The organism is Ruegeria sp. CE8 (genome assembly GCF_056537465.1).
Genome location: NZ_JBQFRP010000009.1, coordinates 142838 through 165248, shown reverse-complemented (window position 1 = coordinate 165248; position 22411 = coordinate 142838). Strand labels below are relative to the sequence as shown.

Here is a 22411-nt window from a genome sequence, read left to right as displayed (position 1 = left end):
GATCCTCCATTCCCTTACAGCCACCTCTTGCGGCGGCGGTAAGATCGCACGTCACGGAAGCTTTTGCGGCCTTCGTCGGACATGCCCAGATAAAACTCTTTCACATCTGGGTTTTCGCGCAGATCGGCGGCCGGACCGTCCATCACGACGCGCCCGGATTCCAGAATATAGCCGTAATGTGCAAACCTTAGAGCCACATTTGTGTTCTGCTCGGCCAGCAGGAAGGATACGCCCTCCTTCTCGTTGAGGTCCTTCACGATGCCGAAAATCTCTTCGACCAGCTGTGGGGCCAGGCCCATCGAGGGTTCGTCCAACAGGATCGTTTCAGGTCGCGACATCAGCGCCCGACCCATCGCAACCATCTGTTGTTCGCCGCCAGAGGTGTAGCCCGCCTGCGATCGGCGGCGTTCCTTGAGGCGGGGGAAATATGTGTAGACCAGTTCAAGGTCCTGCTGAATGGCCGACTTGCCATCCTTGCGGGTATAGGCCCCGGTCAGCAGGTTTTCCTCAACGGTCAGATGTTCAAAACAATGGCGGCCTTCCATCACCTGGATGACGCCCTTTTCCACCAGATCGGCGGGATCGCTTTCATGCACGCTGGTCCCACGATAGGTGATCGACCCCTTGGTGACTTCACCCCTTTCCGAATGCAGCAGGTTGGACACCGCCTTGAGGGTCGTGGTCTTGCCAGCGCCGTTGCCACCCAGCAGGGCCGTGATGCCGCCCTTGGGCACGGTCAGACTGACGCCTTTCAGGACGAGGATCACGTGATTGTAGATCACCTCGATATTGTTGACCTCAAGCAGGGTTTCCGCCTGCACATCAGTGGTTTGAGCCGCATCCAGCATCTGGGTGTGTCCTCGTGCGTGTGTTGGGTTCGGGACGGCGGTCTGCCGCCGCCCCGGAGTTCAAAGCGCCTTAGTTACAGCGCGGTTCGATGTTGTTCTCGGACGCATAGGCCGCCGAGTCTTCGGCGATCAGCGCGCCGATCACTTCGGCATCGGTTGGTTTGAAGTCCTGAACCGTGTTCCAGGTTTTGGCCGAGGCATCCCACTGGACAACACCGACCAAACCGGGGCCGCCGTGGTTTTCACATGAAACCGTGAACTCGGGTCCAAAGCCTGCCATGCCAAGCGCATCCATCTTTGCGTTGGTCATTTCCAACGCTTCCATGCCGTCGCGCATCATCGCGGGGGTAATGTCGGCAACGCCGTGGATCTCTTGAGCCGTCTTGATTGCCTCGGAAGCAAGCATCGCGGCATAAAGACCCCGGTTGTACTGGACCGAGCCCAGTTGATCGCCAGCACCAGCGGCTTTACCTGCGTCAACGACATGTTTCTGCAAGTCGCCGTACACAGGGTAGTCCATACCCAACCCAGTGAAGGTCAATGCCTTGTATCCGTTGGCTTTTTCTCCCGCTGGTTCGACGTCAAATTCGGCACCGGACCACCAGACACCGATGAAATTTTCCATCGGGAAGCGGATATTGGCGGCCTCCTGCACGGCGACCTGGTTCATGACGCCCCAACCCCACATGATCACATAATCGGGTCTGTCACGGCGGATCTGGAGCCACTGGGATTTCTGTTCCTGGCCCGGGTGGTCAACGGGCAGCAACGCCAGCTCATACCCATGTTTTTCCGCCAGAGTTTCCAGAGTACGGATCGGCTCTTTGCCATAGGCCGAGTTGTGATAGACAAGCGCGATTTTCTTACCGCTCAGGTCTCCACCATTCTCGTCGAGCAAATAGTTGATCGCGCCGGACGCCCCATTCCAGTAGTTCGCCGGGTAGTTGAATACGTGGCTGAATACGGTGCCATTTGCCGCCGAGGTGCGGCCATAGCCCAACGTGTGCAACGGGATGTTGTCTGCGGTTACTTTGGGGATCAGCTGATAGGTGATACCGGTCGACAGAGGCTGATACACCAGCGCGCCTTCACCCTTAGTCGATTCATAGCATTCAACACCTTTTTCAGTGTTGTATCCGGTTTCGCATTCTACCACGCGGATCGGTTCGCCACCGATACCGCCGTCGCGTTCATTCAGCAGGGTGAAATAGTCGTTGTACCCGTCCGAGAACGGGATACCGCCTGCGGCATAGGGCCCGGTCCGATAGCTGAGATCCGGGATTACCAGATCCGCCATCGCCGGCCCTGCGGCCATCAGGGCGCCCAGCGCCATGGTTGCCAGTGTCTTGTTCATCGGGTGTCTCCTCCCTTGGTTAGTCCGATGTTGCGTTCGGGCTTGTGCCGCCCGTCTTTTCATTGGGCCGGCCCCTTAGTGCGGGAACGGCCAGAGTCTGAGTTTCTCTTTCGCCACGCGCCACAGCTGCGCCAGCCCGTGCGGTTCCAGGATCAGGAACATGATGATCAGCGCGCCGACGATTACCAGCTGCAGGTGCGCCACGATATCCGTGGGCCAGCCCAGCACGTCGACGCCGACAACCTTCAGGACCACCGGCAGCAGAACAAGGAAAGCCGCACCAGCGAATGACCCAAAAATAGACCCTAACCCGCCGATAATGATCATGAACAGCACCAGGAACGACTTCTGGATACCGAAGACTTCGCCGACCTCGACCGCGCCAAGGTAGACCGCAAAGAACAGTGCGCCCGCGATGCCGATGAAGAACGAACTGACGGCAAAAGCGCTCATCTTGGCCTTCAGCGGGTTTACCCCGATGATCTCGGCCGCGATGTCCATGTCACGGATCGCCATCCATGTCCGGCCCGTAGTGCCGCGCGTCAGATTGCGCGCGATCAGGGCGCTTACAGCAAGGAAGATCAGGCAAAACAGATAGGTGGCCCAGGCCGGCGCGTTCGGGCCGGTGATGATAATGCCGAACACGTCCCGCTCCGGCGCGTTGATCTGGCCCGAAGCCGAGTAGTTGTAGAACCACGGCACTCGGTTGAAAAGCCACACCAGAAAGAACTGCGCCGCCAGTGTGGCCACCGCCAGATAAAAGCCCTTGATCCGCAGGCTGGGCAGGCCAAACAGCACTCCGACGATTGCCGTGATGCCTCCTGCCAGAATGACGTGAATGAACATGCTGACATCGGGAAAGGCGGTCATCAGCTTGTAGCAGGCATAGGCACCCACGGCCATGAAACCACCGGTACCCAAGGACACCTGCCCGCAATAGCCCACCAGAATGTTCAGCCCGATCGCCGCGATCGCGTAGATCAGGAAAGGCAGTAGCAGGGCATTGGCCCAGTAATCATTGATGATGAACGGGATGATCCCGAACGCCACTGCAAGCACCGCGTAATACCGATAGCGGTCGAACTTGATCGGGAAGGTCTGGCTGTCATCCACGTAGGAGGTTTTGAAATCTCCGGCCTCACGATAGAACATGTCTTACTTTTCCCATTCTTCCTGCGCCCGGTTGCGGGCTGCGGCGTCCAGTTGGTTGGACCCTTTTGCATATCCGCTCGCCTCCGAGGCGCGCACGAGTTTCAGGTAGGCCAGGATGCCCATGACCAACCCGGCAAAGGCCAGGATCGCCGCAATCGTCATCTGGCCTTTGCTCAGATCGTCCGAGGTGAGGGCGATGTACCCAAAAGCCCAGAACCCGGCCCACGAGATGACGTTGACGATGGCGATCAGCTTGGTCATCGGGCTACACCCTCTCGATGATCTTCTCACCGAACAGACCCTGCGGCCGGAACACGAGGAAGATCAGCGCCAGCACATAGGCGAACCAGTTCTCGGTCGCGCCGCCCACCAAGGGACCGATGGCGAACTCGAACAGTTTCTCGCCCACACCAATGATCAGGCCGCCGACGATGGCTCCGGGGATCGAGGTAAAACCGCCCAGCATCAGCACCGGCAACGCCTTGAGTGCGATCAGCGACAGCGAGAACTGAACGCCCGACTTGGTGCCCCACATGATGCCCGCAACCAGGGCAACAAAGCCCGCGACCGACCACACCATGATCCAGATGAAGTTCAGCGAGATGCCGACCGACAGCGCCGCCTGATGGTCATCGGCTACCGCACGCATCGCACGGCCTTGTTTTGTGTACTGGCTGAACGCGACTAGCCCGGCCACCAGAAGCGCGGCAATGATCGTCGCGACGATATCCAGATTGTCGATGAAGAACCCGTAGCCAAAGATGTTAAACGTGGTCTCATCGATCCATAGGTTGATACCCTGCGGCAGACCCACATCCAACGTCTTGATCTCAGAGCCCCACATCAGGTCGGCCACGCCTTCAAGGAAATAGGCCAATCCGATGGTGGCCATGAACAGGATAATCGGCTCCTGCCCGACCAGATGCCGCATGACAAAGCGCTGCACCGCCCAGGCCAATACCACCATGACACCCATGGTCAGGATAATCGCCAGAAACGCCGGAACGTTCCATCCGAACTTGTGGATATGAGTCCCGAATATTGCGTTGATCAGATGCGAGAACGGCACCTGCCCGTTCATGATCCCGACCAGTGTCATCGCTGCGAACAGGGCCATAACCCCTTGGGCATAGTTGAAAATCCCAGAGGCTTTGTAGATCAGCACAAAGCCCAGAGCCACCAGCGCATAGAGCACCCCCGCCATCAGGCCGTTGAGGATGACCTCCATCGCAAAAATCAGCTGATCAGGCATGTGCGCCCCCTCTCATGTCTGTCAGTTGGTCAGTCATGGCTCACCCCCAGATAGGCGTCGATGACTTCCTGATTGCTGCGCACCTCGTCCGGGGTGCCGTCGCCGATCTTCTTGCCGTAGTCCATCACGACCACGCGGTCGCTCAGGTCCATGACAACACCCATGTCGTGCTCGATCAGGGCAATGGTGGTGCCAAACTCGTCATTCACATCGAGGATAAAGCGGCTCATGTCCTCTTTCTCTTCGACGTTCATGCCCGCCATCGGTTCATCCAGCAGCAACAGCTTTGGTTCCGCCGCCAGCGCGCGCGCCAGTTCGACGCGCTTTTTCAAACCATAAGGCAGGCGGGAAACCGGCGTTTTGCGGATGTGCTGGATTTCAAGGAAGTCGATGATCTTTTCAACGGTTTCACGGTTCTCGACCTCTTCTGCCTCGGCTTTGCCCTTCCACAGGGCCTGCTGCAGAATGTTCGTCTTCATGTAATTCAGCCGTCCGGTCATGACGTTGTCCAGAACGCTCATACCTTCGAACAAGGCGATGTTCTGGAACGTCCGGGCAATCCCCTGCCGCGCCACTTCATAAGGGCGCATCGGAGGGCGTTTCGCCCCGTGGAACCAGACCTCACCCTCCTGAGGCACGTAGAACCCGGAGATCACGTTCAGCATCGAGGACTTGCCCGCCCCGTTTGGCCCGATAATGGCGCGGATTTCACCTTCGCGGATATCGAACGAGATATCCTTGATCGCCACTACGCCGCCAAAGCGCAGGGTAATGTTCTTCATCTCCATCACCACACCGCCGATCTTGCGGCCGTCTTCGGTGACATATCCTTCGGAGTTATCCAGCATCAGTCACTCCCTGACTTGCGGAAAAACGGGACGGCGGGCGGGGCGATGACCGCAGGTCGAGCGGCGCACGACCGGCCCTCATTCTGCCGCCACCTTGTGCTGAGCAACCGGCACGACGGCCGCGTCCACGATCTCAAGCGTTGCGCTGATCGACCCTTTGCGGCCGTCCTCATACGTGACCTCGGTTGTCGTCGACACCTGATTGGACCCGTCATAAAGCGCATCGATGATGTCGCTGAATTTATCCTCGACAAACCCGCGCCGTACCTTCCGCGTGCGGGTCATTTCGCCGTCATCCGCGTCCAGTTCCTTGTGCAGCACGACAAAGCGATGCACCTGGCAGCCTGACAGCATTTCATCAGCGGCAACGGATTTATTCACCTCTTCAACGTGGTTTTGAATCGTCTCTAACACACGGGGATGGCCCGCCAGTTCCTGATAAGACGCATAGGCCACGTTGTTGCGTTCAGCCCAATTCCCAACCGCAGTCAGGTCAATATTGATAAAGGCCACACAACGGTCCTTGCCGTTACCAAACAGCACGACCTCAAGGATATCGGGGTAGAACTTCAGCTTGTTCTCGACATATTTCGGCGCAAACATCGACCCATCGGCCATTTTGCCGACGTCCTTGGCCCGGTCGATGATCCGCAGATGGCCCGAGCTTTCCTCGATGAACCCGGCATCGCCGGTTGCAACCCACCCTTCGGCATCTTTGGTCGAGGCCGTTGAGTCCGGATTGTTGTAATATTCCACGAAGACACCGGGCGAGCGGTAGTGGATCTCGCCCTTATCATCGATTTTCAGTTCGACATCCGGTGCAGGAACCCCAACGGTATCTGCGCGCACTTCGCCATCCGGCTGCACGGTGATGAAAACTGTGGCCTCGGTCTGGCCGTAAAGCTGCTTCAGGTTGATGCCCAGCGAGCGATAGAAGTCAAAGATCTCCGGCCCGATCGCCTCACCCGCGGTATAGCCCACGCGAAAGCGGCCATAGCCCAGCGTATCCTTGAGCGGTCCGTAAACCAGCATATTGCCCAGCGCATATTTGATACGGTCGCCAAAACCGACCGGCTTACCGTCCAGCAGCAAGCCGCCAACCTTTTTGGCGTGCGCCATGAAGTGGTGGAACATGCGCTGCTTAAGCTTGCCCGCATCCTCCATCCGGATCATCACATTGGTCAGCTGAGTCTCGAACACGCGCGGCGGCGCGAAGAAATAGGTCGGTCCGATTTCGCGCAGGTCGGTCATCATCGTATCGGCGCTTTCGGGGCAGTTTACGCAGAACCCGCACCAATAGGCCTGCCCAATTGAGAAGATGAAATCCCCGACCCATGCCATCGGCAGATAGGACAGAATGTCTTCGTTCCGGGTCAGATGATCGAAATCGGCCGAATTCTTGGCGCTTTCGATCACGTTCCGGTTCGACAGCACCACGCCCTTGGGTTTACCAGTGGTGCCTGAGGTGTACAGCATCACGCAGGTGTCGTCATATCCGATCCCGGCGATGCGATTGTCCAGTTCCGCGTCGAACCGTTGATGCCCGGCGTTGCCTTCGGCCATCAGATCTTCCAACGCGTTCATCTGGCTGTGGTCGTACTTCCGCATCCCCCGCTTGTCGGTATAGAGAATATGTTTGACCTGATGCAGGTTTTCCTGAATCTCGATGACCTTGTCGACCTGCTCCTGATCGCCACAGACCACGTACTTGGCACCGCAATGCTCCAGCACATAGGCCATCTCTTCGGCCACAGCGTCCTGATATAGCGGGACGGGGATTGCCCCCACCATCTGGGCAGCGACCATCGACCAGTAATGCGCCGGGCGGTTGCGGCCTATGACGGCGATGTGGTCACCTTTTTCGACGCCAAGCTCGAGAAAGCCCAGCGCGATGGCACGGATTTCCTTGGCTGCTTCAGCCCAGGTCCAGCATTGCCAGATCCCGAATTCCTTTTCCCGATAAGCCGGAGCATCCCCGAACCGGGCCGCATTGCGATGTAGAAGCGCCGGAAGGGAGTGCATCCCTTCAGCGCTCGACTGCGTCTGAGCCAATCTCTTTCTCCTCCCCATCCGACCCCTTCTCCGGGCCGGAAACGGCGAACCCGAGGATCAACCCCGGATGCCAATGCCCCGATAAGGGACACAGGAAAGATCAACGTCAACTTTTTCCTGATGTTTTCTCAATTCTTACGAATTGTAACATGGGGTGGAGTCACTGATTGGAGGAACGAATTTTGATGCGAAGCGAGCGGGTGGCTCGTTTGAGCCTTTTGTGGATGCAGGTCGGAGGCCAAGTCGCCGCGATTGTCGTGTTGTAATTGATTATGTTACAATCTGATGAGCAAACGATTGCGCGGAGGCATAACATGCCTAAACGTGTCCTGGCGATAATGGTGATGGCCGTCTCATGCATGGCAAGTCCTATGCTTGCGGAAGGTGATCCGGAAAACGGTCGGAATCTTGCGCGAACAGATTGTGCCCACTGCCATGGTGTCGATGGAAATGCCCGATCAACGTCGTTTCAACCGGTTCCCATGTTGGCCGGTCAACCAGCTGTTTACCTGCTTCAAGAGATGCGAAACTACGCGTTGGGTGCACGCGAAGATAGTAGCAAGAACGCTGCAATGACTGGGAAGCTAAAAGAGCTGAGCGACCAAGACTTGCAAGACATTGCTGCATTCTTTGAGGCACAGAAGCGGTATTAGTCTCAAAGTTCCATTGGTCTTGAGTGATCGAGTGAGCGCTGCGTCAGCGCATCTTACATCCGATGGACCAGTTCGAATGTCTTCGAGCACACTCAATCACAACCAATCCCGCAAAATCGGGATCAGTGGCACATCCGCCGCAGGCATCGGGTAGTTTCGCAGCTCATTGGCACGGGCCCATTTCAGCGCCTGCCCTTCTTTGGACTGCGGAATGCCCTCCCACTTGCGGCAGGCGAACAGCGGCATCAACAGGTGGAAGTCGTCATAGCTGTGGCTGGCGAAGGTCAGCGGGGCGAGGCAAGAGGCCCAGGTGTCGATGCCCAGCTCCTCGTGCAATTCGCGGATCAGGGCGGCCTCGGGGGTTTCACCAGGTTCGATTTTACCGCCAGGGAATTCCCACAGGCCAGCCATGGATTTGCCTTCCGGGCGCTGCGCCAGCAGCACCCGGCCTTCGATGTCGATCAAGGCGACCGCAGAAACAAGAACTGTTTTCACGACCGGTAATCCGCGTTGATCTCGATATAACCATGGGTCAGATCGCAGGTCCAAACGGTGGATTTGCCCTCGCCCAGCCCCAGATCGACGGCGATCACCAGATCCTGACCTTTCATGTACTCGGCCGCGTCCTCTTCGCGATATTCGGGGCTGACCCAGCCTTTTTCGGCGACCAGAATGTCGCCGAACGAGATGCTCAGCAGGTCGCGATCCGCCGTAGCGCCGGACTTGCCGATGGCCATGACGACACGACCCCAGTTTGGGTCCTCGCCCGCGATGGCCGTTTTCACCAGCGGTGAGTTGGCGATGGCCAGCCCGTGCACCTTGGCATCCGCGTCCGAAGCGGCGCCGGTCACACGGATTTCCACGAATTTCGTGGCGCCCTCACCGTCGCGCACCACCTGTTGCGCCAGATCCAGCATTACGCTTTCCAAAGCTGCCGCAAAAGCGTCATTGCCGGTAGCATCCACGCCGGATGCGCCGGTGGCGGACAACAACAGGCAGTCCGAGGTCGAGGTATCGCTATCCACCGTGATGCAGTTGAACGTCCGGTCGGTTTGTGCGCCCAGCATTGCCTGCAGCGCGGATTGTTCGACCTTGGCATCGGTGAAAATGTAAACCAGCATCGTCGCCATATCGGGCGCGATCATGCCAGATCCTTTGGCGATCCCTGCAATAGAGACTGTTTTGCCATCAATCTCGACCTGCGCGCTTGCGCCTTTCGGGAAGGTGTCCGTAGTCATGATGGCTCGCGCCGCGTCCTCAACCGCATGACGGCTGAGGCTGGCCTTGAGCGCTTCAAGCTGCGCCACGATGCGGTCATGCGGCAGCGGTTCCCCGATCACGCCGGTGGATGAGGTAAAGACCCGCTCGGCCGGTACACCGGTTGTGTTTGACACCGCCTGTGTCACCTCGGCCACCGAGGTTTGACCATAGTGGCCGGTGAACGCGTTGGCGTTGCCCGAATTCACAAGTATGGCAGCAGGTCCGTCACTGGCCGCGCCGATTTTTTCCTGACAGTCCAGTACCGGGGCCGCACGGGTAGCCGACCGGGTAAACACCCCGGCGACCGAAGTGCCCGGGTCCAGTACCGCCAGCATAACGTCGGTACGCCCCCGATAACGCACGCCAGCCTCGGCCGTCGCGAAACGTACACCGTCAATGGCGGGCAAGTCGGGAAATGCCGCCGGGGCCAGCGGAGAAACCTTGGTGATCTTGGCCACGCGACTTACTCCTGAATCAGGTCGATCTGGCGGATGACCTCGGGGCCAGCGCCTTCCAGTTCGGGACGTTCGATCTGCGCCTTCTGGGTCAACTCGTCGATCTTGGCCTGAATGGTCTCCTGCTGGATCGACTGGGCCAGCTGGTCGCGTACAGCCGCTAGCGCCGGTGCCTCGGACTTGCGGGTATCGTTCAGGATAATCACGTGCCAGCCAAACTGTGTTTGAACCGGTTCGGAAACCTGACCCTTTTCCAGCTCAAGAACGGCGGTTTCGAATTCAGGCACCATCCGACCCTTGCCGAACCATCCCAAAGACCCGCCATTGGGGCCTGACGGGCCGGTGGATTTTTCCTTGGCCGTCTCAGCAAAATCCGCACCGTCATCCAGCAGCGCCTTGATTGCCTTTGCCTCTTCTTCTGTCTCTACCAGAATGTGGCTGGCATCAAACTCATCTTCGCCCTGAAAATCACCGAACTGAGCGTCATAAGCGGCCTGGATCGCCTCATCCGTCGCAGCGTCGCCGACCAGCTCATTGACTGTCTGCACCGCTTGCATGGACCGGGCTTCGTTTTCCAGCCCCAGCTGGTTCAGCAGGGTCAGCGCGTCCTGTTCCTGAGCAAGCAATTGCTGCTGGATCAACTGCTCGATGATGAAGCCGTACAGAACGTCATCTTCGATCTCGGAGTAATTCGGCGGCAGCGCCGCAACGGACGCGATAACGTGACCCAATGTGATCTCATCGCCATTCACGATAGCGACGACGGTATCCGGATCAGGCTTGGTTTCGGCGGCAAGCGGCATCGCCATCACGGCTGCAAGCGCCAGCGATGGCAGAAAAGTGAGGCCTTTGGGCATGGAATCATCCTATTTCTTTGCCGCGACAGGGCGCGGCGTTGACACTTCAGAACCTGCCGCTTACATCGCTTTGAAGCCTTGGACAGGGCCGCCTTTCACCCCCCGTATCTATGGGTTGCGCGCAAGGTGGGCAAGCCTGTCGCAACCAAGATAAGAACAGATCCGCTGGAGTGAACATGCTGGGACTCGGAACGCTCGCCAAAAAGGTGTTCGGAACACCGAACGACCGCAAGATCAAGGCGACCCGCCCCCTGATCGAAAAGATCAACGCGCTGGAACCTGAGTTCGAAAAGTTGTCCGATGAGGGCTTGATCGAAAAGACTGCCGAACTGCGCAAACGCGCACTTGATGGTGAGGCGCTGGACGACCTGCTGCCCGAAGCCTTTGCCAACGTCCGCGAGGGTGCCAAACGCGCGCTGGGTCTGCGTGCCTTTGACGTGCAGCTGATGGGCGGCGCGTTTCTGCATCAGGGCAACATCTCGGAAATGAAGACGGGTGAAGGCAAGACTCTGGTAGCCACCTTCCCCGCCTACCTGAATGCGCTGACCGGCAAAGGTGTGCACGTGGTCACGGTGAACGAATACCTGGCCAAGCGCGACTCGGAGTGGATGGGTAAGGTGTTTGCCGCCGTTGGCATGACCACCGGCGTGATCTGGTCGGGCCAGCCCGATGACGAGAAAAAGGCCGCCTACGCCTGTGATGTGACTTACGCCACCAATAACGAGCTGGGCTTCGACTATCTGCGCGACAACATGAAGGCCGATCTGGATCAGATTTACCAGAAATACCACAATTTCGCGATTGTGGATGAGGTCGACTCGATCCTGATCGACGAAGCCCGGACGCCGCTGATCATCTCGGGCCCCTCGCAGGACCGCTCAGACCTTTATACCGCTATAGACAGTTTGATCCCGTTGCTGAGCGATGACCACTTCACGCTGGACGAAAAGTCCCGGAACGTGACCTTCACCGATGAGGGCAACGAGTTTCTGGAGCAGCAATTGATCGCCGCTGGTCTGATCCCCGAGGGCCATTCGCTGTATGACCCCGAAAGCACCACGGTTGTGCACCACGTCAACCAAGGCCTGCGCGCGCACAAGCTGTTCACGCGCGACAAGGATTACATCGTGCGCGACGGCAATGTGGTTCTGATCGACGAATTTACTGGCCGGATGATGCCGGGGCGCCGTTTGTCCGAAGGTCTGCATCAGGCGATCGAGGCCAAGGAAGGTGTTCAAATCCAACCCGAGAACGTGACGCTGGCCAGCGTCACATTCCAGAACTACTTCCGCCTGTATGACAAGCTGGGTGGAATGACCGGCACTGCCCTGACCGAGGCCGAGGAATTTGCCGAAATCTATGGTCTGGGTGTGGTCGAGGTTCCGACCAACAAGCCGATTGCCCGTCTGGACGAAGACGATCAGGTCTATCGTACCGCCGCTGAGAAATACGGCGCCATGATCGAGCAGACCAAGGAAGCTCAGGAAAAGGGTCAGCCGGTTCTGCTGGGAACCACATCCATCGAAAAATCCGAGCTGCTCAGCCAGATGCTGCAAAAAGAAGGCATCCAGCACAATGTTCTGAACGCGCGTCAGCACGAGCAAGAGGCGCAGATCGTCGCCGACGCGGGTCGTCTGGGCGCGGTTACAATCGCCACCAACATGGCGGGTCGCGGCACCGACATTCAGCTGGGTGGCAATGTCGAGATGAAGGTGCTGCAAGCACTGGCCGAAAACCCCGAGGCCGACCCGGCCGAATTGCGCGCCGCCGAAGAAGCGCGCCATGCCGAGGAAAAGGAAAAGGTTCTGGCCGCCGGTGGCCTCTATGTAATGGCGTCCGAACGCCACGAAAGCCGTCGTATCGACAACCAGCTGCGCGGTCGTTCGGGCCGTCAGGGTGACCCGGGCCGCACCGTGTTCTACCTGAGCCTCGAAGACGACCTGATGCGTATTTTCGGCTCGGAGCGGTTGGACAAGGTTCTGACCACACTGGGCATGCAGGAAGGTGAGGCGATTGTGCACCCCTGGGTGAACAAGTCGCTGGAACGAGCGCAGTCCAAGGTCGAAGGCCGCAACTTTGACATGCGCAAGAACGTTCTGAAATTCGACGACGTGATGAACGACCAGCGTAAGGTTGTGTTCAGTCAGCGCCGCGAAATCATGTCGACCGATGACCTGTCCGAGATCGTCTCGGATATGCGCGAACAGGTGATCGACGACCTGATCGACGAATACATGCCGCCGAAAACCTACGCCGATCAGTGGGACACAGACGGCCTGCATGAAGCCATCAAAGAGAAACTGACCATCGACGCGCCGGTTCAGGACTGGGCTGCCGAGGAAGGCGTGGATGACGAGCAGGTGCGCGAACGCCTGATCAAGGCCGCCGACGAGATGATGGCACAGAAAGCGGTGGCATTTGGCCCCGAGAACATGCGCAATATCGAAAAGCAGGTTCTGCTGCAGACCATCGACGGCAAATGGCGAGAGCACCTGCTGACGCTGGAACATCTGCGCTCGGTGGTTGGGTTCCGTGGCTATGCCCAACGCGATCCGCTGAACGAATACAAGAACGAAAGCTTCCAGCTGTTCGAAAGCATGCTCGACAGTTTGCGTGAGACCGTAACCCAACAATTGTCGCGCGTCCGCCCGCTGACCGAAGAGGAACAGCGCGAGATGCTGGCCCAGATGCAGGCGCAGCAGGCACAGGCACAAAAAGCGGTGGATCAGGCCACTGATCGCGCCGAAGCAGTGGCCGAAGCGCAGGCTTCGGGCGACGCGCGCCCCGGTTTTGTCGAAGACGATCCTTCATCCTGGGGGAACCCGTCGCGCAACGATCCCTGCCCCTGCGGGTCCGGCAAGAAATTCAAACATTGCCACGGCAGACTGACCTGACGTCACCCTGACCCCGACACATTGAGTCCGCTTCACGGCCACATATTGGCCGTGATTCAACTGCAGGGTGCGACTCGCTCCTTCAACTGGGGAGGGTGTTTTGTTCGTAATAAAGAATTACGTGACCACCGGCGGCACCGTCGCTTGTGCCTTGGCCATTGGTTACCTGATGCAAAATGGAACGCCGGCGCAACCTGATGACGCGCAGGCGCAATTGGAAGTGAATTCTAGCCAGTCTACGGTTATCGCCGGGCTGGAGGACATCGTCTTGACCTCCTCGACTCCAGCTTTGGACAAATCCAATAGCAGCCAACCTTTACAACGCACCCTGCAACCCAGTCGTTCAGCCCCCTCTGATCAGGCAAAGTGTGCCCTCAGCGCCCGCGCCAAGGCCATTCCGGGCGCGGCCGCTAGATTGACCGTCAAAGCCCCCTGCCACACGAATGAGCGGATCGAAATTCATCACAGCGGTTTGACGGTTACTCAAAAGACGGACGAAAACGGCAGGCTGGACCTGACGATCCCGGCCCTGTCGGAATATGCAATTTTTCTGATCTCGGTTGACGATCAGACTGGGACCGTAGCCACCACTCACATTCCCGATCTGGTCGATTATACCCGCATTGCATTGCAATGGCAGGGCGAAACAGACCTGCAAATCCATGCGCTGGAATTTGGGGCCAGCTATGGCGGAACAGGCCACGTATCTTCGGACCCTGCGACGCAAGGTGCGGGCAATGTCATGCATCTGGGTCATTCGGGCTTTGATGACGCGCAGAACATCGAAGTCTACTCTTTCCCGGCAGCTGAGATCAGTCAGAGCGGATCAATCGAATTGACGGTTGAGGCCGAAGTGACGGACGTGAATTGCGGCCGTGATCTGAGCGTCCAAACCCTGGAACTGCGCAGCGACCACCGCCTGCGGTCGCGCGATTTGACGCTGACCCTGCCTGATTGCGCGCAGTCGGGTGAGTTTCTGGTGTTGAATAATCTGCTCCAAGACCTGACAATCGCTGCAAACTAAACCGCAGGCAGGCTTGGCTTTCTTATGACATTCTTTCGTGTGGCAGCGGCCACACTGATATCGGTGACGCTGGCGTCAAACGTGACCGCACAGGACATTACCCTGACATCCCAGGACGGGAAGGTCGAAGTCACAGGCAACCTGTTGGGCTTTGACGGCGAATTCTACCGCGTTGACACCCAGTTCGGCGAGCTGACCATAGATGGGTCAGGCGTAACCTGCGAAGGGCCAGCCTGCCCCAGTCTGACCGACTATGTCGCCGAAATTCGCTTTTCCGGTTCTTCGGTCATGGCCGAAAAGGTGCTACCGGCGCTGATTGTCGGATTCGCCCGGCAGGAAGGGTTGTCAGCCACACCGCACCGTTTGGACACGGGCGAATTTACCTATGAGCTGCACCAGACCGGACGCGATGCCCCTTTGGGTCGGTTCTTTTTCAACCCGGGCAATACGGGCGGCGGTTTTGCGGAACTGATTGCCAGCGAGACCGATGTGGTGATGGCGCTGCGTGAAATTCGCCCATCCGAGCAAAAAGATGCGCTAACTGCCGGGTTGGGCAATCTGTCTTCGCGGGTCATTGCTCTGGATGCGTTGGTGCCTATCGTGGCGCGTGACAACCCGGTGCGGCAGATATCGCCCGCAGATCTTGTGCGGGTATTTTCCGGCGACATCACGAACTGGTCCGAACTGGGTGGGCCTGATGCGCCTGTCTCTCTGCACCTGCCCGAAACCGGCTCCGGCCTGGCACAAGGGGTTGAGGATAAGCTGCTAGTGCCAGCCAGGGCCACGCTTTTGGCTGAGGTGGTCCGTCACCCCCGCAGCAGCGATCTCGTGAGCACCGTTGCGGACGATCCCTTTGCCATCGGTATCGCCAGCCAAGCCGAAATAGAAGGCACACGCGCCCTGCCCTTGACCGGTGGATGCGGTCACGCCCTTGTCGCGACAAGGCAATCCATCAAGACCGAGGACTACCCGCTGACCTCACCGATGTTCCTGTATTTGCCTGCCATTCGCCTGCCGCGCATCGCGCGGCAATTTCTGGCCTATACCCAAAGCGCCGAGGCTCAAATGGTGATCCGCAAGGCCGGCTTTGTGGATCAATCTCCGGAAACGATGCGGATTGGGCTGCAAGGCGACCGCCTGGCCAATGCCGTGGTTTCGGGCGGTGCCGAAGTTGGGCTGGAAGAACTGCAGCGTATGATCGACACACTACGTCCTCAATCGCGCCTGTCCCTGTCCTTTAGGTTCGAGGCCGGTTCCTCCCGCCCGGATGCTCAGTCGCGCTCGAACATCCGGCAATTGGCCCATGCGCTGGAAACCGGAGCCATAGACGCCCGCAAGCTTACGTTTGTCGGCTTTAGCGACGGAGACGGCGCGGCCTCGGCAAATGCCCGGATCGCGTTGCTGAGGGCAAAGACCGTTCGCAACGCGGTTTTGTCCGCCGTGGAAACCGCCATTCCGGAAAGCGTCGAAATCGCCGTGGACGCCTTCGGCGAGGCGATGCCCATGGCCTGCGATGACACAGACTGGGGCCGCAAGGTCAATCGGCGAGTCGAGGTGTGGGTTCAATAACCTTCACAAATAGCCTTCGGACCGAAAGCTCAGCTCATTCGATTTGCCGATGATCAGGTGGTCATGCAGGGTCAGGCCCAGCGCCACACAGGCGTCCTGAATACGGTTGGTCATGTCGATATCCGACTGTGACGGAGTCGGATCGCCCGAAGGGTGGTTGTGCACCAAGATCAGGGCCGACGCGTTAAGCTCCAACGCCCGTTTCGCAACCTCGCGCGGGTAGACCGGCACGTGATCCACGGTGCCCTTGGCCTGCTCTTCGTCCGCGATCAGTACGTTTTTGCGATCCAGATAGAACACACGGAACTGCTCGGTTTCACGATGAGCCATTGTGGTATGGCAATAGTCCAGCAGCGCATCCCAGCCCGAGATCACATGGCGCTGCATCACCCGCGCGCGGGCCATACGGTGAGCGCAGGCCTCAAGGATCTTCAAGTCGGTAATCACCGAGTCCCCAACGCCCTTAATCTGCCGCAACCGTTCTTCGGGCGCGGTCAGAACGCGATTGAAGTCTCCGAACGTGTCCATCAACGCACGGGCCAGAGGCTTAACGTCCTGCCGGGGAATCGACCGAAACAGGACGAGTTCCAGCAGTTCATAATCCGGCATTGCCGCCGATCCACCGGACATGAACCGTTCGCGAAGGCGTTTGCGGTGATCCTTGATGTAGGACGGCAACCGGCCCGTGGGCAGCGGTTGCGCCGGGGCTTCGTCCGTTTCAAACAGCATCGGGGCTTCGGCAAAGGCGTCCTGAGTCATAGTCCCACCGTGCCGCAGAATCGGTTTCTGAATGGTTAACGCATTTCGCCGGCCATATGCGCCGTGGCGCGTCGGACAATCAGGTGCAACAGGATCGAGAAAACACCCAGCGTCAGCATCGCCGCGAACATCAGGTCTGTTTTGGCACGGCCGTTGGCCAGCAGCATCAGATACCCAAGCCCTTGCGACGACCCGACCCATTCGCCAATCACGGCCCCAATCGGAGCATAGACAGCGGCCAGCCGCATACCGGAAGCCAGCGAAGGTAAAGCGGCGGGAATACGAATGTGCCACAACACCGAGCGTGGACTGGCCTGCATCGTGCGCGCCAGATCCAAATACCCCGCTGGTGTCCGCATCAAACCGTCAAAGAAGGACGAGGTGATCGGGAAATAGATGATCAGCACTGCCATCGCGACCTTGGACCACAGACCATATCCCAGCCACAATGTCAGCAAGGGCGCCAATGCAAAGACAGGCAGCGCTTGGGTAAACACCAGCATCGGCTGCACCAACACCCGCGCGGCTCGGGAATTGGCCAGTTGCAACGCAGTCAAAACCCCCAGAACCGTACCACAGGCGAGGCCTATAACAACTTCGACAGCAGTGATCCACGTGTGTTCCGCAATCACCCAGCGGTTTTGCCACCACGTCTCAGCTACCAAAGCCGGACCCGGAAGGATGAACTTGGGAAGACCGGTCAGAGTGACGATCCCCTGCCAGATGGTCAGCGCAAACACCGTCGCCGCAATGGCTGACAGCACCTTCATGCCGCCTCCTCACGCAACAGACGCAGCAACGCGCCCTGGGTTTCCAGTGTTTCCAAGTCATCAACCTTGCGCGGCGCGATCGCGTGGGGTGGCTCACAGGGTGTCAGGCCATGCCGCGTCATGACGACGATAGAATGGCCCAATCGGGCAGCTTCGCCCGGGTCGTGGGTGACCAGTAATACGGTACGACCCTGCAGGGCTTCGGTCGCCAGATCCTGCATGTCAGCACGCGTGCGCGCGTCGAGGGCCGAGAAGGGCTCGTCCAGCAGCACGATGGGGCGATCCTCCATCAACGTGCGCGCCAGTGCCACGCGCTGACGCTGACCGCCGGACAGCTCAGTGGGTTTCTTGGTCAAGTGATCCCCAAGCCGCATCCGTTCGATCAGACGATCCCGGCGTTTCAGGTCAGGCTTTTCACCGCGTAGCCGCGCGCCCAGCGACACGTTCTGCGCAACGGTGGCCCAAGGCAACAGCAGGTCATCCTGCGCCATGTAAGCGACACGCTCGTGCACGGGCTGACGGTCATTGGCCGTAATCTCTCCGGTGAATTCCGCACCCGTATCCAAGCCGGCAATCAGGCGCAGAATGGTGGTTTTTCCAACGCCCGATCCGCCCAGCAGGCAGGTCCATTGCCCCGCCGCAAGGGATAAGGTCAAAGGCGCGAACAAAGGCGCGCCGTTGATAGTGGCGAACCCGCTGATGGTCAGATCGGGCGCTGGTGTCACGGGGTCAAACCCATTTGCCAAAAATTGACCTCAAGCTCGGTCGCGGTGCGGAAGGTTTGACACAGGCGCTGCCAGCGGGGTGAAAGCGCATAGTTCGGACCAATACGCCTTATTAGAGCCTGATCCAGCAGCTCTCCAACCGTCTTGCAGGCGTCCTGATAATCCTGGCCGGCATAGGTGTTGATCCAGTCGCGATAAGTCTCGGACGTGGCTTCCGCCGCCAAACGCGCGCCGATTTCGCCATAGCCCATCACGCAAGGCGCCAGAGCGGCCAGCAAATCCAGCAGATCGCCGCTGTACCCGGCCTCAAGCACAAAGCGCGTATAGGCCAGATTTTCCGCGCGTTCGGGTGTTGCAAACAGTTCTTCGCTGGAAATCCCTTCGGCCTCGCAGATCCCGATATGCAGCTGCATTTCTTCGGCCACCAGCGCATTGACCGTAGCTACCGCGGTTAGCATCTCGGAATGCGTCTCGGATTTCACAACCGCCAGCGCCCAGGCGCGAGAGAAGTGGATGAGGAACACGTAGTCCTGCCGCAGGTAGTGCAGAAATGCCTCTCGCGGCAGGGTGCCGTCCTTCATCCCTTCGACAAAGGCGTGGCGGGTGTAATCCCGCCACGGTTCCTGCGCGGCATCGCGCATCAGCGCGAACGCTTTGCCATAGTCGCTCATTGCACGGTCACGTCGACTGAGATGTCGCTGACCGGGTTGATGCTGTCGATCATGCCGCTGTCTTTAAGGAAGGCTTCGAACCGGGCGTAGCGGCCCGCGTCAAACCCTGCCGGACGCAGCGCAAAGCGGGGCAGCGTGTCGACCCAGGCGCGTGCGTTCAGTTCGTCCTGCAACTCGGGCGAGGTGGCGGCGAAGATTTCCCAGCTTTTTTCCGGGTTGTTGACGATGAACTGGGTCGCCTTCTCGGTCGCAGCCAGGAAACGGGCAACCTTTTCGGCATCCATCGTGTCAGGGTTGGCGACATAGATCAGTTCGTCATAGGGCGGCACACCTTCTTCCTCGATATAGAAGCAGCGGCCCGCAACGCCTTCGATGTCCATCTGGTTCAATTCAAAGTTCCGGAAGGCGCCGATCACCGCATCCACCTGCCCGGTCATCAGAGACGGCGAAAGCGAGAAGTTGACGTTTATCATCTCGATATCGTCCAGCGCGACGCCGTGGACGTTCAGCATGGCGGTCAGAACGGCCTCTTCCACACCCGCGACCGAGAAACCAACTTTTTTACCCTTCAGGTCGGCCAGCGTTTTGATCGGGCCATCTTCAAGCACCAGCAGGCAGTTCAGCGGCGTCGCAACCAGCGTGCCAACGCGTTTCAGCGGTAGGCCCTCGTGGATTTGCAGATGCAGTTGCGGCTGGTAGGACACGGCCAGATCGGCCTGACCGGCGGCCACCAGACGCGGCGGGGCCGAGGGATCGGCTGGCGGGACGATTTCGATTTCCAGTCCCTCATCTGCAAAATAGCCATTTTCCTGCGCCACAATGATAGGCCCATGGTCCGGGTTCACGAACCAGTCCAGCAGTACCGTCATCTTGTCATCCGCCCAGGCCGGCGCGGCGGCCAGCAGGGCGATCGCTGTCATCAGCTTTTTCATTTCTCGCGTTTCCTTCTGTTCACGAGGTTGAGGCCGCGACGAGCACGATCTCGCCAGGCCAATCCGGTTTCAGTTCTTCCGCAGCACGCCAGGCGCGCAGACCGGTGGCACAACACAAGGCCAGCCGTTGGCCGGTGCATTGAATTGTCTTCAAAGCCCGGGGCGACACTCGGTGCGCGTCGGGATGGATCGGTTCGGGTGCCTCATCCTGGTCACGCAGCTCGATAATCAGGTCATCACGGGTCAGTTGGCTCGCGGAAAGAAAAGGAAAGCTCTGCTCTGGTTCCGGTGCGCCATCAAATCGGAATGACGTACTGCGCAGCGTGCGGGCGTTAAACTGCACCATCTGACCAAGGGGCGAAGGCTCGACACCAAGGATCAGTTTTAACGCCATCTGCGCCTGCATCGCCCCGATCATGCCAACCACCGAACCCAAAACGCCCGCGGTGGCGCAGCTGGCACCGCTTTCGGGCGCATCCGGGAACACCGCCCGCAAAGACGGAGCACCACCACAAAAGCCACCGACGTAACCTGACAATCCAAGCACCGAAGCACTGATGAGGGGTTTGTCCAATTCGCGACATACGTCCGAAAGCGTGTAACTAACGGCGTAACTGTCGGCGCAATCAAGGATGATGCCCGAGTCGGAAACAAATTCCTGCGCGTTTGCCCTTGTTAGAGCCTGAATTTCAGCAAAAACCGAGATTTCACGGTTGAGAGCCCGGCAACGTTCTGCTGCAACCTCCGCTTTGGGGCGGCCGCAATCCCGCTCGGTAAACACTGTCTGGCGATGCAGATTCGACAACGCAATCTCATCACGATCCATGATGGTCAGGTGTCCTACACCAGCACCGGCCAGCAACGGCAGAACCGGTGCCGCCAGCCCACCGGCACCTACCACCAGAACCCGCGCCCCGGACAGACGGGCCTGACCCTGCTCGCCCACCTCAGGCAAGATCATTTGGCGCGAATAGCGGCTCATCGGGTGGCCTCGATCCACTCGCGTACTCGCGCTTCGGGATCCGCGTTCAGGGTGATGTCCGTGACGGCCGAAACAATGTCCGCACCCGCCTGCAAGACGCCGGGCGCGCGTTCAACGCTCATCCCTCCAATCCCGACCAGAGGAATGCTCCCCACGCGGGATTTCCACTCGGTCACGCGCGGTAGACCCTGTTGCTGCCATTTCATCTTCTTCAGGATTGTCGGGTATACCGGCCCCAAGGCGACGTAATCGGGGCTCATGGCCAAGACGCGCTCAAGCTCGTCATCATCGTGGGTCGAGACGCCCAGCTTCAGCCCCGCCTTGCGAATTGCCATCAAGTCCGCGTCGTCCAGATCCTCCTGTCCGAGGTGAATCCAGTCGCAACCCGCATCGATGGCCTGCCGCCAGTAGTCATTCACGACCAAAACGGCATCATGCGCGCGACAGAGGTCACTTGAAATCGCGATCTGTTCTCGCACAACCTCATCCGGTTGGTCCTTGATCCGTAACTGAACCAACTTGACGCCCAAAGGCAGCATCCGGCGCAACCAATCGGAATGGTCGAAGATCGGGTAAAACTGGTCGAGGGTCATGACAGGAACGCCTTTCCGATGACGGGCGTCGAAGGCTCGGCCATGTCGCGCGCCTCGATCGGGTCGGCCCGATAGGCCAGTTGCCCGGCTTCGATTGTCAGCGACATCGCGCGCGCCATCGCAGCCGGATCACCGGCACGTGCCACGGCGGTATTCAGCAGAACAGCGTCATAGCCCAGCTCCATCGCGCGCGCAGCGTGGCTGGGCAAACCGATCCCGGCGTCGATCACCAACGGCACGTCCGGAAACTCGGCCCGCATCGCGCGTAAGGCGTATTCGTTGTTCAGGCCGCGCCCGGACCCTATGGGCGCCCCCCAAGGCATCAGCACCTCGCACCCGGCGGCCAGCAGGCGTTCGCCCACGATCAGATCGTCGGTTGTGTAGGGAAAGACCTCGAACCCGTCTTCGGTGAGAATGCGGGCAGCTTCGACCAGTTGGAACACATCCGGTTGCAGGCTGTCCGAGTGGCCAATCAGTTCCAGCTTGATCCATCTGGTGTCAAAGACCTCACGCGCCATATGGGCGGTGGTTACGGCCTCTTTGACCGTATGGCACCCGGCGGTATTGGGCAGGACCAGCACGCCCAACTCGCGGATCATCTGCCAAAAGGCCTGTCCCGCACCAGATTCGCGCCGCAGCGATACAGTGGCCACGCCGGCACCACTGTCCCGAAACGCCCGTTCCAGGATCGCGGGGCTGGGATATTGTGCCGTGCCCAACATCAGCGGGTTGGGTAGTTGGGTGCCGTAGAACGTCTTCAT

The 22411-nt window shown here is 59.0% G+C and carries 22 protein-coding genes; 4 read left to right on the top strand and 18 right to left on the bottom strand.

Features of this window, described 5'->3' with window-relative positions; all coding sequences use genetic code 11:
* Positions 1-14 precede the first annotated feature (14 nt).
* The 7 genes from ACR0AA_RS15560 to ACR0AA_RS15530 form a co-directional block, all read right to left on the bottom strand.
* The gene (locus tag ACR0AA_RS15560) at positions 15-848 is read right to left on the bottom strand and encodes an ABC transporter ATP-binding protein (protein WP_480665279.1); all 834 of its coding nucleotides are present in this window, start codon (positions 846-848) and stop codon (positions 15-17) included.
* A 70-nt stretch (positions 849-918) separates the two neighbouring features.
* Complete coding sequence (locus tag ACR0AA_RS15555; RefSeq protein ID WP_480665280.1) at positions 919-2202, bottom strand: ABC transporter substrate-binding protein; 1284 nt, start codon at positions 2200-2202, stop codon at positions 919-921.
* 75 nt (positions 2203-2277) lie between these two features.
* Positions 2278-3354, bottom strand: a complete 1077-nt coding sequence (locus tag ACR0AA_RS15550) for a branched-chain amino acid ABC transporter permease (RefSeq protein ID WP_480665281.1) — start codon at positions 3352-3354, stop codon at positions 2278-2280.
* A gap of 3 nt (positions 3355-3357) precedes the next feature.
* A complete protein-coding gene (locus ACR0AA_RS15545) occupies positions 3358-3615 on the bottom strand; it encodes a hypothetical protein (RefSeq protein WP_480665282.1) in 258 nt (85 codons plus the stop codon).
* A 4-nt stretch (positions 3616-3619) separates the two neighbouring features.
* Complete coding sequence (locus ACR0AA_RS15540) at positions 3620-4606, bottom strand: branched-chain amino acid ABC transporter permease (protein WP_480665283.1); 987 nt, start codon at positions 4604-4606, stop codon at positions 3620-3622.
* A gap of 29 nt (positions 4607-4635) precedes the next feature.
* Positions 4636-5454, bottom strand: a complete 819-nt coding sequence (locus ACR0AA_RS15535; protein WP_480665284.1) for an ABC transporter ATP-binding protein — start codon at positions 5452-5454, stop codon at positions 4636-4638.
* A 78-nt stretch (positions 5455-5532) separates the two neighbouring features.
* Entirely contained in the window at positions 5533-7476 is a 1944-nt protein-coding gene (locus ACR0AA_RS15530) for an AMP-binding protein (RefSeq protein WP_480665378.1), read from the bottom strand.
* A 344-nt stretch (positions 7477-7820) separates the two neighbouring features.
* Between ACR0AA_RS15530 and ACR0AA_RS15525 the strand changes: the two genes are divergently transcribed.
* Complete coding sequence (locus tag ACR0AA_RS15525) at positions 7821-8159, top strand: c-type cytochrome (RefSeq protein WP_480665285.1); 339 nt, start codon at positions 7821-7823, stop codon at positions 8157-8159.
* Between the two features lie 96 nt (positions 8160-8255).
* On the opposite strand, the gene mutT is transcribed toward ACR0AA_RS15525, so the two are convergent.
* The 3 genes from mutT to ACR0AA_RS15510 are packed head-to-tail and all read right to left on the bottom strand — an operon-like array spanning position 8256 to position 10731.
* Positions 8256-8654, bottom strand: a complete 399-nt coding sequence (gene mutT, locus ACR0AA_RS15520; RefSeq protein ID WP_170404924.1) for an 8-oxo-dGTP diphosphatase MutT — start codon at positions 8652-8654, stop codon at positions 8256-8258.
* Entirely contained in the window at positions 8651-9877 is a 1227-nt protein-coding gene (gene argJ / locus ACR0AA_RS15515) for a bifunctional glutamate N-acetyltransferase/amino-acid acetyltransferase ArgJ (protein WP_480756380.1), read from the bottom strand. The genes mutT and argJ overlap by 4 nt, the downstream gene beginning before the upstream one ends.
* A 5-nt stretch (positions 9878-9882) precedes the next feature.
* A complete protein-coding gene (locus ACR0AA_RS15510) occupies positions 9883-10731 on the bottom strand; it encodes a peptidylprolyl isomerase (protein ID WP_480665287.1) in 849 nt (282 codons plus the stop codon).
* Between the two features lie 176 nt (positions 10732-10907).
* Between ACR0AA_RS15510 and secA the strand changes: the two genes are divergently transcribed.
* The 3 genes from secA to ACR0AA_RS15495 all read left to right on the top strand — a co-directional run bounded on the left by secA (position 10908) and on the right by ACR0AA_RS15495 (position 16218).
* Entirely contained in the window at positions 10908-13625 is a 2718-nt protein-coding gene (secA, locus tag ACR0AA_RS15505; protein WP_480665288.1) for a preprotein translocase subunit SecA, read from the top strand.
* 100 nt (positions 13626-13725) lie between these two features.
* The gene (locus ACR0AA_RS15500) at positions 13726-14649 is read left to right on the top strand and encodes a hypothetical protein (protein ID WP_480665289.1); all 924 of its coding nucleotides are present in this window, start codon (positions 13726-13728) and stop codon (positions 14647-14649) included.
* Positions 14650-14673: 24 nt separating this feature from the next.
* Positions 14674-16218, top strand: a complete 1545-nt coding sequence (locus ACR0AA_RS15495) for a phosphate ABC transporter substrate-binding/OmpA family protein (RefSeq protein ID WP_480665290.1) — start codon at positions 14674-14676, stop codon at positions 16216-16218.
* Positions 16219-16221: 3 nt separating this feature from the next.
* On the opposite strand, the gene radC is transcribed toward ACR0AA_RS15495, so the two are convergent.
* The 8 genes from radC to ACR0AA_RS15455 are packed head-to-tail and all read right to left on the bottom strand — an operon-like array spanning position 16222 to position 22411.
* Positions 16222-16977, bottom strand: a complete 756-nt coding sequence (gene radC / locus ACR0AA_RS15490; RefSeq protein WP_480665291.1) for a RadC family protein — start codon at positions 16975-16977, stop codon at positions 16222-16224.
* 35 nt (positions 16978-17012) lie between these two features.
* Complete coding sequence (locus ACR0AA_RS15485; RefSeq protein WP_480756379.1) at positions 17013-17747, bottom strand: ABC transporter permease; 735 nt, start codon at positions 17745-17747, stop codon at positions 17013-17015.
* The gene (locus tag ACR0AA_RS15480; protein ID WP_480756378.1) at positions 17744-18472 is read right to left on the bottom strand and encodes an ABC transporter ATP-binding protein; all 729 of its coding nucleotides are present in this window, start codon (positions 18470-18472) and stop codon (positions 17744-17746) included. The genes ACR0AA_RS15485 and ACR0AA_RS15480 overlap by 4 nt, the downstream gene beginning before the upstream one ends.
* Complete coding sequence (gene tenA, locus ACR0AA_RS15475) at positions 18469-19143, bottom strand: thiaminase II (RefSeq protein ID WP_480756377.1); 675 nt, start codon at positions 19141-19143, stop codon at positions 18469-18471. The genes ACR0AA_RS15480 and tenA overlap by 4 nt, the downstream gene beginning before the upstream one ends.
* Positions 19140-20075 carry an ABC transporter substrate-binding protein gene (locus tag ACR0AA_RS15470; protein ID WP_480756376.1) on the bottom strand — a complete coding sequence of 312 codons (936 nt, stop codon included), beginning with the start codon at positions 20073-20075 and terminating at the stop codon, positions 19140-19142. The genes tenA and ACR0AA_RS15470 overlap by 4 nt, the downstream gene beginning before the upstream one ends.
* A 19-nt stretch (positions 20076-20094) precedes the next feature.
* Positions 20095-21057, bottom strand: a complete 963-nt coding sequence (locus tag ACR0AA_RS15465) for a HesA/MoeB/ThiF family protein (protein ID WP_480665296.1) — start codon at positions 21055-21057, stop codon at positions 20095-20097.
* Positions 21054-21650, bottom strand: coding sequence for a thiamine phosphate synthase (locus ACR0AA_RS15460; protein WP_480665297.1), 597 nt, complete (start codon positions 21648-21650; stop codon positions 21054-21056). Before ACR0AA_RS15460 ends, ACR0AA_RS15465 begins: the two co-directional genes overlap by 4 nt.
* Positions 21647-22411: a thiazole synthase gene (locus ACR0AA_RS15455; protein ID WP_480665298.1), complete on the bottom strand. Its 765-nt coding sequence runs from the start codon at positions 22409-22411 to the stop codon at positions 21647-21649. The genes ACR0AA_RS15460 and ACR0AA_RS15455 overlap by 4 nt, the downstream gene beginning before the upstream one ends.